At 70.0% G+C, this 17,399-nt stretch carries 10 protein-coding genes; 5 read left to right on the top strand and 5 right to left on the bottom strand.

Going from position 1 to position 17,399, the window contains the following annotated elements:
• Window positions 1–49 precede the first annotated feature (49 nt).
• Both VZQ01_RS02260 and VZQ01_RS02255 read left to right on the top strand, forming a co-directional pair.
• Window positions 50–1,942: a hybrid sensor histidine kinase/response regulator gene (locus tag VZQ01_RS02260; RefSeq protein WP_426746822.1), complete on the top strand. Its 1,893-nt coding sequence runs from the start codon at window positions 50–52 to the stop codon at window positions 1,940–1,942.
• Window positions 1,939–3,093, top strand: a complete 1,155-nt coding sequence (locus tag VZQ01_RS02255) for a hypothetical protein (RefSeq protein WP_426746821.1) — start codon at window positions 1,939–1,941, stop codon at window positions 3,091–3,093. The genes VZQ01_RS02260 and VZQ01_RS02255 overlap by 4 nt, the downstream gene beginning before the upstream one ends.
• A gap of 10 nt (window positions 3,094–3,103) precedes the next feature.
• On the opposite strand, the gene VZQ01_RS02250 is transcribed toward VZQ01_RS02255, so the two are convergent.
• Window positions 3,104–4,591 (bottom strand): phytoene desaturase family protein, encoded by a 1,488-nt coding sequence (locus VZQ01_RS02250; protein WP_426746820.1) that lies wholly within the window; start codon window positions 4,589–4,591, stop codon window positions 3,104–3,106.
• Window positions 4,592–4,811: 220 nt separating this feature from the next.
• Between VZQ01_RS02250 and VZQ01_RS02245 the strand changes: the two genes are divergently transcribed.
• A complete protein-coding gene (locus tag VZQ01_RS02245; protein ID WP_426746819.1) occupies window positions 4,812–5,930 on the top strand; it encodes a tetratricopeptide repeat protein in 1,119 nt (372 codons plus the stop codon).
• A gap of 108 nt (window positions 5,931–6,038) precedes the next feature.
• On the opposite strand, the gene VZQ01_RS02240 is transcribed toward VZQ01_RS02245, so the two are convergent.
• The 3 genes from VZQ01_RS02240 to VZQ01_RS02230 form a co-directional block, all read right to left on the bottom strand.
• Window positions 6,039–6,794, bottom strand: coding sequence for an energy transducer TonB (locus tag VZQ01_RS02240; protein ID WP_426746818.1), 756 nt, complete (start codon window positions 6,792–6,794; stop codon window positions 6,039–6,041).
• Between the two features lie 166 nt (window positions 6,795–6,960).
• Window positions 6,961–7,677 (bottom strand): response regulator transcription factor, encoded by a 717-nt coding sequence (locus VZQ01_RS02235; RefSeq protein WP_223746875.1) that lies wholly within the window; start codon window positions 7,675–7,677, stop codon window positions 6,961–6,963.
• Window positions 7,674–9,503 carry a sensor histidine kinase gene (locus VZQ01_RS02230; protein ID WP_223782935.1) on the bottom strand — a complete coding sequence of 610 codons (1,830 nt, stop codon included), beginning with the start codon at window positions 9,501–9,503 and terminating at the stop codon, window positions 7,674–7,676. Before VZQ01_RS02230 ends, VZQ01_RS02235 begins: the two co-directional genes overlap by 4 nt.
• 230 nt (window positions 9,504–9,733) lie before the next feature.
• On the opposite strand from VZQ01_RS02230, the gene VZQ01_RS02225 reads away from it, so the two are divergent.
• A complete protein-coding gene (locus VZQ01_RS02225; RefSeq protein WP_426746817.1) occupies window positions 9,734–10,474 on the top strand; it encodes a pyridoxal-phosphate dependent enzyme in 741 nt (246 codons plus the stop codon).
• 228 nt (window positions 10,475–10,702) lie between these two features.
• The gene (locus VZQ01_RS02220; RefSeq protein ID WP_426746816.1) at window positions 10,703–15,625 is read left to right on the top strand and encodes a myxosortase-dependent M36 family metallopeptidase; all 4,923 of its coding nucleotides are present in this window, start codon (window positions 10,703–10,705) and stop codon (window positions 15,623–15,625) included.
• 955 nt (window positions 15,626–16,580) lie between these two features.
• Here VZQ01_RS02220 and VZQ01_RS02215 read toward each other — a convergent pair.
• On the bottom strand, window positions 16,581–17,336 hold the full coding sequence (locus VZQ01_RS02215; RefSeq protein WP_426746815.1) for a hypothetical protein: 756 nt from the start codon (window positions 17,334–17,336) through the stop codon (window positions 16,581–16,583).
• Window positions 17,337–17,399: the final 63 nt, after the last annotated feature.

Below are 17,399 nucleotides of genomic sequence, written 5' to 3'. Positions count from 1 at the left end.
GAATTCCACGGGGACATCAGGGCCTGCCCGGGCCGAGGAGCGTGATGCGGTGCTCGCGACACTGGTGTCGGTGCCTGCGGCGGTGGTGGAAGCGGTGGAGCGCGGCCTGCGCGCGTCGGGGGCGAGCCCGTCCTGCCATGTGTTGAGCGTGACGGGGGCCGATGTCATCGCCGCTCCGGTGGAGGAGGGGCTGCTGGTGGCGTGGGATGCGGGAGGGCCGCTGGACGCCCTGCTCGAGGACGTGCGCCGCCTGCATGCGCTGCGCGTGGTGGCCCGCACGCACCTGGTGGTGCTCACCTCGCGGGACGATGCGCAGACCGAGGCGCTGGCGGAGGCGGGCGCCGACGAGTGCGTGGCCTCGGTGGGCCCGGGCTGGGGCGCGCGGGTGGTGGCGCTGCGTCGACGGCTGGCCTCGGACACGGAGGCGCATGATGTCCGGGCCCTGCGCCGCGCCAACACGTTCCTGCGCAGCGCGCTGGACGCGGTGCCGGAGCCGCTCTTCGTCAAGGACCGGCAGCACCGCTGGGTGGCGGTCAACCAGGCCTTCTGCCGCGTCATGGGACATCCGGCGGAGGCGCTGCTGGGGCGCTCCGACCACGAGTTCGTCGCCGCGCACGAGGCGGACAGCTTCTGGCGCAACGACGAGCGGGTCTTCCTCACGGGGGGCCCCGACGAGAGCGAGGAGACGCTCACCGACAGGACGGGGCTGGCCCGCGTCCTGGTGACGAAGAAGGCCGGGTTCGACGGCGCCGGGGAGGCCTTCCTCGTCTGCATCATCCGGGACATCACCGACCAGAAGCGCCTGGAGTCGCAGCTGCTGCTCGCCGAGCGGATGGCGTCGGTGGGCACGCTGGCCGCAGGCGTGGCGCACGAAATCAACAACCCGCTGGCCTATGTCAGCTCCAACCTCGCGTACGTGAGGGATCTGCTCGCGCTGCCGGAGCTGTCCGCCGAGCAACTGCCGGAGCTGCGAGAGGTGGTGGCGGAGGCGCTCGACGGCGCTGGCCGCGTCTGCGCCATCGTCCGGGACCTGCGCACCTTCGCCCGAGGCGACGAGGAGCGACACGGACCGGTGGACGTGGTGCGGGCGGTGGAGGGCGCGCTGCGGCTGGTGCGCAACGAGCTGACGCACCGCGCGCGCATGGTGTGCACCCTGGAGCGCGTGCCGCCCGTGCACGGCAACGAGGTGCGGTTGGGGCAGGTGGTGCTCAACCTGCTGGTCAACGCGCTCCAGTCGTTGCCCGAGCGGCCGGCCGAGGAGAACCGCGTGCGCGTCAGCCTGCGCACCGGGCGCGCGGGCCAGGTGGAGCTGGAGGTCAGCGACAACGGGCATGGCATGGCGCCGGAGGTGCAACGCCGCATCTTCGACCCGTTCTTCACCACGCGGCCGGTGGGGGAGGGCACGGGGCTGGGGTTGTCCATCTGCCTCACGCTGGTGCAGGCGATGGGCGGGCGCATCGAGGTGAGCAGCGCGCAGGGGTGGGGGAGCACCTTCCGCGTGGTGCTGCCCGCGCTCGCGGTGGGCACCGTCGCCGCGCCGGAGTCCCCGGTGCTGGGCAACGTGGTGCCGCTGGCCATGCGCAAGAGGCTGCTGCTCATCGACGACGAGCCGTCCGTGGGCAACTCGGTGAGCCGGCTGGTGCGGGATGTGTACGAGGTGCACGCGGTGCAGGACGCGCGCGAGGCGCTGAGACGGTTGTCCACCGGCGAGCGATTCGATGCCATCCTGTGTGACCTGATGATGCCGGGCATGAGCGGAATGGACTTCGTGGTGGAGCTGGAGCGGCTGGCGCCGGAGCTGGTGCTGCGCACCGGGCTGATGACGGGTGGGGCCTTCACCGCGCAGGCGCGGGAGTTCGTGGGGCGCCACTCGCGAGGGCTCTTGGAGAAGCCCTTCGAGCGCGAGCGCCTGTGCACCTTCGTGGAGCACCTGTTCCCATGAAGCGCAAGACCTGGCGGTGGGTGGGCATCGGCCTGGTGGCGATGCTCGGGGCCCTGGTGTTCGTGGGCGCCGACTGGCTTCGTGGGTTGTCCTTCGTGGTGCGCGCCGCCGGGATGCAGGGTCCGGTGCCGGAGGCGGTGGCGGGGTTTCGCAACGCTCCGTTCGAGAAGAGCGAGCTGCGGGTCCCCACCCGGCATGGCGAGGTCCGCGCGCGGCTGTATCGCCCGCGCGAGGTGCGAGGGCGCACGGTGGTGCTGACCTCGGGCGTGCACGCGGATGGCATCGACGAGCCGCGCCTGGTGAAGCTGGCGGAGGACCTGGCCCGGGGCGGGCAGATGGTGCTCTCGCCCGAGCCGCCGGACCTGCTGCGCTACGAAATCACCCCGCGCCTCCCGGACATCATCGAGGACGCGGCCCTGTGGGTGAGCGGCCGCGAGGACCTGGCGCCGGGCGGGAAGGTGGACCTGTTCGGCATCAGCTTCTCGGGCGGGCTCTCCGTGGTCGCAGCGGGACGGCCCGTGCTCCGGGACAAGGTGGCCTCCACGCTCTCGTTCGGAGGCCATGGTGACCTGCCCCGGGTGCTGACCTTCCTGTGCAGCGGTCAGCTCCCCGATGGCTCGCACCTGACGCCGCATGACTATGGCGTGGTCATCATCCTCCTCAACGTGGCGGACCGGCTGGTGCCTCCCGAGCAGGTGGAGCCGCTGCGCGAGGGCATCCGCACGTTCCTGCGGGCCTCGCACCAGACTCAGACGGACCGCAAGCTGGCGGAGGAGACGTTCGCGCACGCACGGGTGCTGGAGACACGGATGCCCGAGCCCGCGTCGAAGTTGATGGGCTATGTGAATCTTCGGAACGTGGCGGCGCTGGGGCCGTTGTTGTTGCCGCTGGTGCGTGAGTTCGCCGCGGACCCGTCGATGTCTCCGGCACGCTCACCCGCGCCGGCCTCGCCCGTCTATCTGCTGCATGGCGCGGGCGACACGGTGATTCCGTCCATGGAGTCGGTGCTGCTGGCCCAGGCGCTGCGGCCGTACACGGAGGTCCATCAGCTCTCCACGCCGCTCATCAGCCACGCGGAGGTGGACAAGAAGGCCGGCGCGGCGGACATGGTGCGGATGGTCGGCTTCTGGGCGAGCCTGCTGGACGAGTGAGGGGGGCGGCTCAGCTCGCGCTCGCGACGCTCGCCGCCGTGCGCACGCCGCCCACCGCCGTGGCCAGGGTGCTCTGTCCGGGGAACGCCGAGTCGCCCACCAGCCAGAGGCCCTTCATGACACGCAGCGGGCCCAGCTGTCGGTAGTGGCTCAGGCCCGCGCGACGGGGGACGCCGCCCACCGCACCGGACTCCCGCTGGGTGAAGCGTTGGAAGGTGCGCGGGGAGGCCGGGAGGACCTTGGTGACGTGGGGCATCCACTCGGGCGTGAGCTGCTCCAGCGACTCGCGCATGCGTGCCTGGATGTCCGCGATGTAGCGCCCCTGCTCCTCGGTGGACATCGCCCCCAGCTTGCGCAGGGGCACATGCGTGGACGTCGTCACCGTGCGATGTCCCTCGGGTGCACGGCCCGTGTCCTCCTCGCCGCTGATGGACATGAAGACGTGGTTGCCCTCGATGAACGGAGCCTGCTCGTCACGCACGAGCTCCAGGTGGCTCGCCTCGCGTGACACCGCGTCGGGCGCCTTGATGACGAGATAGAGCATCGCCGCGCCCCAGCCCTCGGCGACACGCTCCGACAACACACGCATCGAGCCGACGCGCTCGGGTGACAGGCCCGCGAGGCGCATCAGTCCTCCCGGCAGCAGATTGGCCACCACGTGTCGGGCCCGGAGCACGCCTCGACGGGTATCGACCTGCCAGTGTCCTGGCTGACGGGACAGGCCTTTCACGCGGTTCGCCAGCATCAGCGTTCCACCGCGGGCCTCCATCGCTCGGGCCAGGGCCCACGCGAGCTGTCCGATGCCGCCCCGGACGTGGCCCGTGCCTCGCCAGTAGTAGTCCATCGCCGCGAGCGCGAACGGTGTCTCCGCTTCCGCGGCCGAGCACTGCACGGTGATCTGACAGAGGGCATCCAGGTAGGTCCGCAGCGGAGTGAAGCGCGAGAGGCCGAGGTGCTCCAGCACCGCTCCGAGCGGACGCCCGAGCCACCGCGCGAGGGGCGCATAGCGATGCAGCCGCGCGGCGTGACGGAAGAGCGCGCGAAGGTCGAAGGGTGGCAGCAGGTCCGGGTCATCGAACAGGGCCCAGAGCGCGCCGGCCACCTGGGACTGGAGGTCGAACAGGCGACGAATCGCGGGTGCGGGCGCTTCCGGCAGGGCGCACAGGGACTCGATGAAGCGGGCCCGGTCTCGTGTCACTGGCAACCGCAGCCCGGGTGTGCGCAGCTCCACCACGGGGTCCAGCCAGTCCACCGTCACGTCCAGCGCGTGCTCGCGAATCCAGCGACCGAAGAGCTGATGTGGCTCGAAGCCGGAGAACAACGTCGCGCCCGACTCGAACGCGAAGCCGCCGCGACGAAACGTGCTGGCGCAGCCCCCGGGATAGCTGAGCGACTCGCACAGCGCCACGCGCGCACCTCGCCGGGTCAGCTCCAGCGCCGTGGCGAGCCCTCCGAACCCCGCCCCCACCACCACCACGTCGTAATCCAAGTCCGACATCTCCAGATCGAGTCCAGGGGCGGACCTCTTAACGGGTCCACGCCAGGGGGGCGACTCTTTCGTCACAAGGGTGGGGCTCCTGACACGGGTGTGCGCCTCGACTCGCCCGGGCCGCGCCGTGGAATCCGTGCGGAGAAATCGTTTCGATTCGAGGCCGGAGCCAGGAGGCTGGCGCGGGGAGGGCGTAGACTGTTGTCGACTGCTCACTGAAAGGGCTCCCGTGCACCGCCTCCTCGCCGTCCTCTGCCTCGTGCTCGTGGCCGGTTGCGCCTCCGCCCCCAGGAGCAACCCGGAGCCCCAGGCCGCCGCCGCACCGGAGCCCTCGAAGCGGCCTCCGTTCCTCAATCCCGCCGAAATCATCAAGCGCATCGAGGACTCGCCGGTGACGTATCGCATCGACGGGAAGGACTCACCGCCGGGTGGCTGGGCGGACCAGCTCTGGCCGCAGCGCGTGCAGGCGCTCGAGGCGCCCCGGGTGGTGGAACAGCAGGGCGAGCGCGTCATCGTCGAGTGGCCCGAGAGCCCCGAGGCGCGAGCGCTGCTCGACGAGGCGGAGCCGCACTTCCAGGCCAAGCGCTATGAGGAGGCGGGGAAGCTGTACGAGAAGGCCACGAGCGTGTGCCCGCAGTGCTATTTCGCGTGGAACTTCCGCGGTGACGCGGCGTACTTCGCGGGCGACTCGGCCACGGCGCTGGGGCACTACCAGCAGGCCACGCGCCTCAACCCGAATGACCACCGCTCGTGGTTCTTCCTGGGCAACGCGCTCGCGCGGCTCGGACGCTTCGAGGAGGCCCTGGAGTCGTGGGCGTGGTGCCTGGTGCTCAACCCTCGCTACCCTGTCATCCGCCAGTTCTTCCGCGCCAACGCGGGCCTGGGGCTGGTGGTGCGCGAGGACGTCATCGTCCCTCGTGGCTACGCGGAGCGGGACGGCGAGGAGATCTCCATCCAGTTCGACCCCGACCACGACCCGGCGTGGTTCGCCTTCGCCAACTGCAAGGCGCTGTGGCTGGGAGAGCCGTCACACCGCCAGGAGATGACGGGCACCACGAAGGAGCACTTCACGTCGCTCGAGGAGATGGAGTGCCTGGGCTCGGCGCTGCTCGTCCACGAGAACCAGAAGAAGAAGGGGGAGACGGACCGCTCGGACCCCACGCTGGAGCGGCTGTCTCGCATCACCGAGGAGGGCCTGTTGATGCAGGCCGTGCTCTTCGAGGTGGGGGCCCGGGTGCACCCCCAGGTCGTGCTCACCCTCGATGACGACATGCGCCAGCGCCTCAAGACCTACGTGCTCAAGCACGTGCTGGTGCCGGCGTCATCGGTGGGCAACTACGACCTGTGAGGCCCCGTCGCGTGACTAAGTAGGTCGCCAAATGTTCCTGAGCGAATCCGAGGCGGAGCGGGAACGGGCAAGGTCCCTGCATTTGTCTCGGAACTTGTGGCGACCTACTTAGCGCGGCAGCTTGAAGCGGAGCGTGAACACGTAGGAGACGCTCACGGCCTTGCCCTGGAACTTCACGGGGCTGTAGCGCCGGGTGTGCAGCGCCTCCGTGACGTGCTCATCCATGTGCGCCATGCCCTTGATGATGCGGCAGTCGCGCACGTCGCCCTCGCGGGTGATGACGCACTTGGCGATGACCGTGCCTTCCACGCGCGCCATGCGGGCCTGCTCTGTGTAGTCGAGCGGCTGGCCACCCATGAGCACCGGCGGCGTCATGCCTCCGCCGAACGGGATGACGTCCTCACCGGTGCCCTCGCCGACTCCGCCCGGAGGCAAGCCGGGGACGAAGGGCAACCCGATGACCGTGCTGTTCGGGTCTCCCTCCGGATGACCGCCCGGGACGCCCGTGGGCTCGGTGTCACCCGTGTCCGGCGCGTTCGCCACCGGCTCCGGCTCCACGTCGACGGGCTTGGGGTCCACCGGCATCGGGTTGATCTGCGTGGGGAAGGTGTCGCGCTTGGGCTTGCGCGGCTTGGGAGGAGCCGCCTGCGTCTTGGGCTGCGCCGGCGCCGCGTAGCCCTTGGCCACCTGCGGACGCGCCGCGAGCTTGATGACGATATCCGGCTCCGGCTCGGGCGGCACTTCGGCGGGCCGCGCGGAGATGACCAGGACCGCGCCGAAGAGCGCCGCGTGCACGGCGACGGACCACCCCATCCCAGCACCCAGACGTCCAGCTCGCTGCCGCTCGATGACCGACTTGAACATGGAAGGCCTCCTCCCCGATGGGCGCTCCCGGAGGTCCACCACGCCATGCGGCGTCTCTCCGGCGTGGGCGTCTTGGCTTCGGAGCGCCCCGTCCACGCAGGATTCAAACTACGAAGTCCCGGGTGGGCGATGGCGAAGGGCCGTCCATCTGTTGGTCATGGTTGCGTCATGGTGACGAGACCTCCATCCGGTACCCCACACCGCGCAGCGTGTGGATGCTGAAACCGGAGGCGCTCGTCCACCCGAGCTTCTTCTTCAGACTGGAGACGAAGTTGTCCACCGTGCGCGGGTCCACCACCACGTCACGGCCCCACACCGCGTCCAGGATTTCTCCCCGGGGCAACGCGCGCTCGCGGTGGCGCAGGAGGTAGGCGAGCAGGTCGAACTCCGTGCGCGTCAGCTCCACGCCCGTGCCATCCGGCTTCGTCACCGTGCGGCGTCCCAGGTCCAGCGAGTACCCGCCGAACGTCGTCACCTGCGCCGGGGCCGTGCCCGCACGGCGCACCAGCGCGCCCACCCGCGCGAGCAGCTCCCTCAACCGGTAGGGCTTGGTGAGGTAGTCCTGTGCCCCCGCCTCGAACCCGCGGACGATGTCGTCCTCGAGCGAGCGCGCGGTGAGCATCATCACCAGGCTCTTCACCCCTTGCGCCCGCAGGCGCCGGCAGAAGCTGTAGCCGTCCTCGCCCGGGAGCATGACGTCCAGGATGAGCAGGTCGAACTCGCGCTCGCGCAGGAGCGGCTCCGCGTCTCGCGCGCTCGGCGCCTCGGAGACGACGTAGCCCTCGTCCAGCAGGTTGTCCCGCAGGCCCACGCGCAGGTGCGCGTCGTCCTCGACGATGAGGATGGTGGGACGGGTGGTGGAGGGTGTGGAGGTGGTGGTCATCGACGCGGCTCGTGAAAGGTCAGCGCGAACGTGGTGCCCTCGGGCGTGGACGAGGCCACCTGGATGTCGCCGTGGTGCAGCTTCATGATTTTGCGGCAGAGCGCCAGTCCCAGGCCGCTACCGTGGACATCCTGTCCGGGAGGCGTCAACCGATAGAAGTCCTGGAAGACGTTCTCCCATTCATAATCCGGGATGCCCACGCCGTTGTCGCGGAAGAGCACCGTGCAGCCGTGGCCTTCAATCACCCGGGCGCTCACCGACAGGCGCACCGGCGTGCGTTGGTTGTACGCACACGCGTTGCGGCCCAGGTTGGAGAAGAGCAGTCGCAGGAGCGTGGGGTCCGCCTCCAGCTCCGCGTCGTTCAGGTCCGTGGTCAGCTCCACCGGCGTGGAGGTGGCCGCGGCCAGGTCATCGCGCAGCGGGTTGACCAGCTCCTCCAGCCGCACCCGTGAGGGGCGCAGCGTCCAGCGCCCCTTGTCGATGCGGTTGAACGACAGGATGTTCTCCACCAGGAAGTGCAACCCGTCCGCGGCCTGGACGATGCGCGTCGGGTAGTCGCGCACCTCGGGCGCGTGCGCCAGCCTGCGCTCCAGCGTCTCACCCATCAGCCGGATGGAGGCCAGGGGCGTGCGCAGCTCGTGCGACACGGTGGCGACGAAGTCGCTCTTGAGCTCGAGGAAGCGGTACTTGCGCTGCTGAGACACGACGGCGAGCGCGACGATGGCCGCGGCCAGCACGCCGCACACCGCCACCAGCAGCGTCTTCAGGCCGTAGCGGGCCTCGATGTCCACCTCCGCGCGGGACCACTCGGGCAGGTCCACGCGCACGGGCAGCTCGCGGACCGGAATCGCCGGGCGGTCGCCCACCAGCCGCACCTGACCGCCGTTGCCGAACAGGCCGCGCGCCCGCATGTCCTCGGCGATGGGGACCAACTGCGCGGCGATGTCCACCGCGATGCCGTAGACGACCTCGCCCCGGGGCTCCACGTACCACTGCTGGCCCAGCAGCGTGGGCTCCACCAACTGCTCGGGCATCACCAGCGCGCCCGCGCCCGTCTCTCTCGAGCGCTCCAGGAAGTCCCCCATGGGCTCGCCCAGGGCGCTGCTCAACAGGAGGATGCGCGCCTGCAGGAAGTCGAAGTCCGCCTGCGTGAAGCGCGAGCGCTCGCGCAGCAGGTCCCGCTGCAGCCCCGCGCCTCGGCCGATGCCGCCGAACTCCTCCGGCAGCCCCTCGCGAAGCAGCGAGCGCACCAGCGGCGTGGAGCGGGCCCCCTGCTGCAGGTGCTCCACCGCCAGCAGCAGGAACGGCAGCTCCTGGTCCGCGGGCAGCGCGTGGTTGGCGTGGTAGCGCAAGAGCTCCTCCACCATCGCCGTGGCTCGCGCGGGGCTGCCCTCCCGGAGCGCGGACTCGGCCGCGCGCAGCCGGGCCAGGCGCGCCTCCCACGGGCCGGGCGTGGCGCCGTCCCGCAGCTGGTCCGCGAGCGTCTCGTACAGCGCGCGCGCGGGCATGTCGTGGCCGGGCAGGGGACGGGTGAGGCGGGGGAGGAACTGGTGGCCGCGGAACTGGAGGTAGAAGCCCTCGCCCGGCGCGAGCGGGTTGTCCACGGCGGCGTGGATGGCGGAGACCTGCTCCTCCAACTGCCGCGCGAGCACCTGGCGCAGCGACTCCGTGGCGGCGTGCGCCAGCGCGTCCCGGCGCGAGCGCACCTGCGCGTGCGCGTCCTCACGCTCGCGCGTGAAGATGCGCTGGAGGCTCACCAGCCCCCAACCGAGGGCGAGGAGCCCACAGCCCAGGGCCACGAGGGTGGGGAGGAGCCGGCGCAGCATGTGTTTTCGCTGCGGGCCACTATCGCACAGCCCCTGGCTTCCGGAGCGCTTTCACATCACCCCCGGGGACAGGGCCAGTGTCCCTGGCGGGCGGACGGCCGGGCTCGCGGTCCACGGGATGACAGCCGCGAGGGGAGGGGACTGGCCGACAATGCAAGAGGGTGCCGAGCTTGCGTCGTGGGCCCGAGGAGTCCACGCGGGGCCCTCACTCAATGGAGGGAGGTCCGCCCATGCACTTTCCCCTGTCACGGCTGTCCCCCGAAGGGCCGGTGGTGCTGTGGGGGGGAGAGCTTCCCTCCGGTGGTCTGAAGTACCTCACCTTCTCCCGCTACCTGGAGACGGTGCCGGAGGGTGCGTGTGGACTCGTGGAGCTGTCCGGCTCCTCGTCCTCGCTCGCGCTCGACGCGCTGGGCCGCGAGCGGGGGCTGCCCGTGCTCGCGCTCACCGACACGGCCGGCGCCGCGTACCTGAGGGACCAGGGCTTCGGCGGCGAGGTGCGCACCGTGCGCCGGCTGTCCGAGGCCTGGGAGGTGGCCCTGGGCTACGAGCGTCAGGGGTGGTGCTGGCCCCGGCAGCTCTCCAATGGCGCCCTCGTGGGGTGCGTGGAGGGCTGGGCGGGCGAGCTGCGCGACTTCGTCCGGGACGCCTTCCCCTCCGTGCGGCGGGTGGTGTGCGGCTTCGGCACCGGCGCCACGCTGGTGGGGCTGCACCGCGCCTTCACGCCCGAGGGCTACGAGGTGGTGGGCCTGCAACCCGCGAAGGGCTCCTCGCTGCCGGGCTGGCGCCGGTGGCAGGATCAGAACCTGGGCAAGGAGGACCTGTTCCATCCCCACCGCGAGGAGGTGGTGCTGGAGACCGCCGCCCCCAAGCACTCCGACAGCCTCGCCGCGCTTTTGACGTATGCTCGCGCGGAGACGCACCCGGAGGAGATGCTCGTCATCGGCCACAACGCCCGGCCCCCCTTCGGGTGACACCGCGTGCTCGAATTCGCGTCTGGGAATAATCCTAGACGTGAATTCCTGGCATTGGCCGTCAGGAATAGCGCCTATCCTGGGTTTGCTGGCACCCTGAGGGAGTGAGTTCAGGGGGGCCTATTGTGTTCATAACAAAATAGTAAATAACCTCTGGACGCCCCAGCCGAGCAGGCGTCCGACGGCGAGGGGCCCTCCTCCTCAAACCCCCGAAAGAGGTTGTCGTTCATGAAGCGTCTCTGGATGGGCACAGTGAGCGCCGTGCTCGCCGTGCTGATGTGGTCCCCGTCGGTCTCCGCGCGAGGGGCCTCGGTCGATGCCTTCCTCCGCTCCCCGGCGGATCGCTCCCTGCCTTCGTCCGCGGCGAACGCATCCCAGCGTGGGCTGCGCATCAACAGCGTGGAAGGTCGCCTGGGCGTCCCGACGTTCGTCTTCAGCGAGCGCGCCCTGAACGCGACGTCGGCCCCGAAGGCCGCGCGTCCCCTGACCAAGGCGAGCGTGAACGCCTCGGCGCGCGAGCACCTGCGTGGCGTGGCGGACCTGTACCGCCTGGGCTCCGCGGATGTGGATGGCGCGGAGCTGCGCCAGGTGCACCTGCCCAAGGACAACGACGGCGCGGTCATCGCGACCTACGGTCGTCGGGTCAACGGCATCGAGGTGTTCCGCAACGAGGTCAAGGTGGTGATGGACCCGAGCCAGCAGCTCGTGGCCATCTCCGGCTACCTCCAGCCGCGCAACAAGGATGACGAGAAGAACGCCCAGGCCTCGGCCTTCCGCGTCTCCGCGCCGCAGGCGATTGCTCGCGCGTTCCAGGACGTGACGGGTGCGTCGCTGGACGCCCGGGCGCTGGCGCCCGCGGGCTCGCAGGGTGACTACAGCCACTACCAGGTGGACCGGAATCTCCTGTCCACGCACGGCTTTGGCGACGCGCCGCGCGCGAAGAAGGTCCTCTTCCCGCTGCCCGACGGCCTGGTCCCCGCGTACTACGTGGAGGTCAACGCGGGCCTGGCGAGCAACCCGGACGCGAACTACGTCGCCTTCGTGGTCAACGCGCAGGATGGCTCGGTCCTCTTCAAGCACGACCTGACGAAGTCGGAGGCCTTCACCTACCGTGTCTGGGCGGACCCGGCGACGAAGGTGCCCTACGACGGTCCCCAGGGCAGCGGCGCCACGCCGCACCCCACGGGCAATCCCGACGGATACCAGGAGCCGCTGGACAACCCGGCCAACCTGGTCACCCTGCAGAACTTCCCGTTCAGCAGGAACGACCCGTGGCTGCCGGCCAACGCGCAGGTGACGACGGGCAACAACGTCGACGCGTACGCGGACCTGGGCGGTACTGACGGCTACCAGGAGGGCATCGACCTGCGTGCGTCCCTGAGCAACGCGGGCTCGCGGACGTTCGACTACACGTTCGACGTGACGAAGTCCCCGGCGTCCAGCGTCGAGCAGCGGCAGGCGGCGGTGGTGAACCTGTTCTACATCACCAACTTCCTGCACGACTGGTTCTACGACGCGGGCTTCGACGAGGCCTCTGGCAACGCCCAGATGAGCAACTACGGGCGCGGCGGTCTGGAGGGCGACAGCCTCCGCGTCGAGGCGCAGGACTTCGGCGGCCGCAACAACGCCAACATGGCCACCCCGGCCGACGGCGCACGTCCCCGCATGCAGCAGTACATCTTCGATGGCGTCGCGGAGCTCGTCGTCTCCGAGCCGTCGCCCATCGCCCGGGGCTACCTGACGTACAACGCGTCGTTCGGCACGCGGGTGTACGACGTCTCCGCGGACTTCGTCGTGCCTCCGTCTCACGAGGATCCGGCGATTGCCTTGGGCTACCGCCGGGGCTGCGCGGACGGGACCGGCGCGGACCCGTACGGCGGTCAGAAGCTCTTCACGGGCAAGGTCGCCCTCATCGAGCGCGGTGACTGCAGCTTCGCGTTCAAGGTCCTCAACGCCCAGAACGCGGGCGCCGTGGCCGTCATCATCACCAACAGCGCCACGGCCGCGCTGGGCACGATGGGCGCCAGCGGCGTCCCGGCGGTCGACAATGCCATCACCATCCCCTCGCTGCTGGTGTCCAAGCCGGACGGCGATATCTGGCGTACGACGCTGGAGTCGGCGACCATCAAGGCCCGCCTGCGCCGCAACGCGGACCTGGATCGCGACGGTACGCTCGACAACGAGATCATCGCGCACGAGTGGGGGCACTACATCTCCAACCGCCTCGTGGGGAACGGCTCTGGCTTGACGAACAACCAGGGCGGGTCCATGGGCGAGGGCTGGGGCGACTTCCACGCGATGATGCTGTCCGTCCGCGAGGAGGACCGTGACCGCAATGGCAACAACAACTGGCAGGGCACGTACGGCATGGCGGGCTACACCCAGGCCGGTGGCCGTAACGACGGCTATTACTGGGGCATCCGCCGCGTCCCGTACAGCACGAACCTGGCGAAGAACGGCCTGACGCTGCGCCACATGGCGGACGGCACGGCGATTCCGGCCGACGTCAAGTCGAACCCCGACTACGCGGGCTCCAACAACGCCGAGGTGCACAACGCCGGCGAGGTCTGGGCCACGATGCTGTGGGAGTGCTACGCCAGCCTGCTCAACGCGCACCCGTTCGGCGAGGCGCAGGACCGCATGAAGCGCTACCTGGTGGCGTCGTACAAGGCCACCCCGTCGTCGCCGACCTTCCTCGAGGGTCGTGACGCGCTGCTGTCCGTCGTCGCCGCGGCCGACCCCGCCGACTACCAGCGCTTCGTGGCGGCGTTCGCCAAGCGCGGCGCCGGCTTCGGCGCCCGGGTGGCGGACCGCGACAGCGCGGACCACATCGGCGTGGTGGAGAGCTACCAGACCGGCAACGTGCTCGAGGTCGTGAGCGTCACGCTGGATGACTCCTCCGTGGGCTGCGACAAGGACGGCGTGCTGGATGCCGGCGAGACGGGCCTCCTGCGCGTCACGCTGCGCAACGTGGGCGCTGAGAGCGTCTCGGGCGTGACGGCCACGGCGGCCTTCAACGAGTCGAGCGAGGGTGTCGCGGCGACGTTCGGTGGCGGCAACACGCTGACGTTCGGCAACATCGCGCGTGGCAGCACCGCGGTGGCCTCCATTCCCGTCTCCCTGACGGCGGCGCCGACGCAGGCGAACGGCTTGCTCGCGGTCCTGGGCGTGGACGTGACGTTCCCTATCACCCTGTTGAACGGGGCGACGGTCCACGAGTTCCGCCCCAACGTGAACTACGACGAGGTCGCCAACTCCTCGGACACGGACTACGTCGAGACGCAGAACACGAGCTGGACGAACTCCACGTTCAACTCCCGTCCGCTGTGGCAGAACGGTCATGCGACCACGGGCTACTGGCACGCGGCGAACGAGTCGGAGTCGCGTGACATCCGCCTGACGTCGCCGCTGTTCGACGTCGCCCAGGGCCAGAACTTCGTGCTGTCCTTCTTCCACCGCCACTCGTTCGAGTCCGCCGTCATTCAGGGCCAGTGGGTGCACTTCGACGCGGGCGTCATCGAGGTCTCCGTCGATGAGGGGCCGTGGGAGAACTGGTACCTCTACCTGACGGCGGCCGAGCGGGCGCGGCTCACGAACCAGGGCATCATCGACGCGGGCAACCCGTACATCGGTGACTGGCCGGGTTACGTGCGCATGAGCTCGGACTACCCCAGCTTCATCCCGGCGCAGACCAACTTCGGTCGCATCTTCGGCGGGCACCAGGTGCGTCTGCGCTTCCGCCTGGGCACGGATGGCTTCGTGGGCGCGTATGGCTGGGACGTGGCGAACATCCGTGTCACGGGCATCACCAACTCGACGCCGTTCTACTCGCGCGTCGCGGAGGCGGGCTCCGGGACGTGCAACGTGGCGCCCATCGCCGAGCCGGGCATCTCCCAGACGGTGACGGAGTACGTCGTCAACCCGAATGGGACGCGCACGCTGCGCGTCATCACGCTCAACGGCTCCGCGAGCTTCGATCCGGATGCGGAAGCGGGCGACACGCTGACGTACGCGTGGACCCAGATTGGCGGCCCCACTGTGACGCTCACGGGCGCTGACACGGCGACCCCGAGCTTCACGGCGGAGGTTCCCGCGGCCACCATCTTCACGTTCCAGCTCGTGGTGAGCGATGGCACGGACTCCAGCCACCCGCGCGTGGTGCAGGTCCTGGTCAACAACGTGAACGCGGCGCCCATCGCGGTGGCCCGCGTGAAGGACAACGGCCCCACGACGGTGGACGAGCGCTCGGGCAGCGTCACGCTCGACGCGACGGGTTCGACGGACGCCGACGGCGAGCCGCTCGACTTCGCCTGGACGCAGACGGCGGGCCCGGCGGTGGAGCTGGATGACGACACCAGCGCCACGCCGACCTTCACGCCTCCCGAGGTGACGGCGGACACGGCCTTCACCTTCCGCCTGGTTGCCAGCGACGGCATCGCCTCGAGCGCTCCGGCGACCCTCACCATCACCGTGCGCAACGTGGACCGTGCTCCCGTGGCGAACGCGGGTGAGAACCAGACGGTCAACCAGGGCAGCCAGGTGACGCTGAACGGCAGCGCCACCGACGAGGATGGCGACACCATCACCTACGCGTGGACCCAGACGGCGGGTCCGTCCGTGACGCTCACGGGGGCCGACGCGGCCACCGCGACCTTCACGGCGCCGAGCGTGACGGGCAACTCCGTCGACCTGACGTTCAGCCTGGTGGCCACGGCCGCGGGGCAGGCCAGCGCTGCGAGCACGGTGACGGTCACCGTGACGCGCACCAACACCAAGCCGGTGGTGAGCGCGACGTCCAGCTACACGGTGCACGAGGGCTCGGGCGTGAAGCTCACGGCCACGGGCACGGACGCCGATGGTGACGAGCTGACGTACCGCTGGGTGCAGGTCGCCGGTCCCACGGTGAAGCTGGACGACGCGGACAAGGCCCAGGCCTACTTCGTGGCGCCCCAGGTCTCCGAGACGACCATCTTCCTGTTCCGCGTCCGGGCGAACGACGGCGTGGCCAACAGCGACACGGTGGACGTGGCGGTGACGGTGCGCAACCTGACGGACAGCGGCGGCTGCACGGCGGCGGGTGGTAGCGCCACCAGCGCGCTGCTGCCGGCCCTGGCCATGTTGGGCCTCGCGCTGCGCCGTCGTCGCAAGTAACGAAATGAGCCCGCCGGCCCGCGTGTGAGGTCGGCGAGCGAAGTGTGAGGGGCGGTCCCGGGAGGTGTTCCGGGGCCGCCCTTTGTTTTTCAACGGGCCCGCGCGCGAGGTGCTCGGGTAGGAAGTGAGGATGCGGATGACCAGGACGTGGAATCAGGCCCTGCGGTGGACTTGCTGTGCTGCGATGGTGTGGGCGTTCGGGTGCAAAGGGGGCGGGGAGGAGCAGCGACGTGACGCCGCCTCGGCGCCCGCTACAGAGGCCCCCGCGTCGGCGGAGGTGCCGAAGTCGGAGGAGCGCCCCCGGGTGGCGGAGCCCGAGGTGGACGCGGGGCCTACGGTCTGTCCGGAAGGTCAGTACCCGTGCTGCGACGGGAGCTGCGGCGACAGCAAGGGTTGTCCTGGCATTGCCTGCGACCCGCGCCGGATGCCGCCGACCATGACGAAGTAGCGGCCCCGGTGCGGAGGCTCGTGCGCGCCCGACGACCTGCATGGCGCGGAGGGACGGGCGACGGCGATTCTACTCGGGAGTGCTCTGCTGACTGGGATTGACACACCGGGTTCTCCGCCTGTTCGCGGGCGCGTCGGCTGCGTCAATCGTGCTGGGGAGATCCTTCCCGTAGTAGGTGAATCGCAGCTCAACGAGCTTCTTCGCGCCATGTGCGCGGACCACGAGTGGTGTGCCCGCGAGGACACCTCCACCGGGAGGGCCCGGGCAGGTCATTCCCTGGCGATGTCCATCGCTCAGCTCGATGTCTTCGTCGAGGACGACGAACTGGGCGGGGCCGTACCACCAGTCCAGAATGAAATCCCGAGCAATGAAGCTCGAGAGAATCCCCAGGAGAAAGCTGCCGAGGATGGCAATGGCGGTCCTGGTCCGTGACATTGAATGGCGCTCGCGCACACGTTTCGCGGAGGTCTGCCTTTGTCAGCACAGACCTCCGTGTGAGTCATTGCGTCACTGGTCGCCGAAGCGCCCCTCGCGAGGTCCACGGGGGCGGGAGTTCATCTGCTCCTCGCGCCGCATGACCTGGTACTTGGACAGCTGGTCCGCGTCGAGCATCCCCTTCATGACCTGGTCGGTCTCCTCGCGCTGGGTGCGCAGGGCCTGGCGGATGTCACGCGCGGACTTCGTCCCAGCGCGGACCTCGTCGAACAGGGTGTTGCGGGACGTCTCCTCCTGCTCCAGCCGGCGCGTCAGCTCCTGCTCCTGCGAGTAGTTCAGCTTCGCCTCGGACACGAGCCGCTTCACCCGTTCCTGGCGCTGCTCCTGCCCGCGCGCCTGCGCCTGCATCCACTCCTCCTGGCGCCGGTTGAGCTGCTCGGTGCGCATCTCCTGCTGCACCGAGCGCATCGCGTCCTTCAGCGCCTCACGCCCACCCTCCGTCGTCAACGTCTCACCCGCCATCAGCCCGCGCACCTCGTTGCGCAGCTGCTCCAGCTCGCCCGCCGCCACCGCGGTGCCTCCACCCGTGGGCACAGCCCCCGTGCCGGGCTGCTTCTCCAGCTCCATCAGTCGCCGGGACAGGCTCAGCGTGGTGTCCTCGAGCGCCTGGATGCGCCGCTCCAGGGCCTCCTGGTTGGCGGGCCGCTCGGCGACGGGCTCGGGCGTCTGGGACGGGGAGGGCGCCTCGACATGCCCGGGGGCCCAGAGGGCCACCGCGAGCGCGGCCGAGGCGAGGACGAAGGAGGCGGGACCCAGTAGCTTGTTCATGGCTTCTCCGACGGGGACGGCAACCACGTATTCCATACCCCGTCGCGCCCACCTCGCTCCACC

The organism is Myxococcus faecalis (assembly GCF_050039385.1).
GTDB lineage: Bacteria > Myxococcota > Myxococcia > Myxococcales > Myxococcaceae > Myxococcus > Myxococcus fulvus.
The sequence above is the reverse complement of the archived record's forward strand: the minus strand, read 5'-3'. Positions and strand labels throughout refer to the sequence as shown.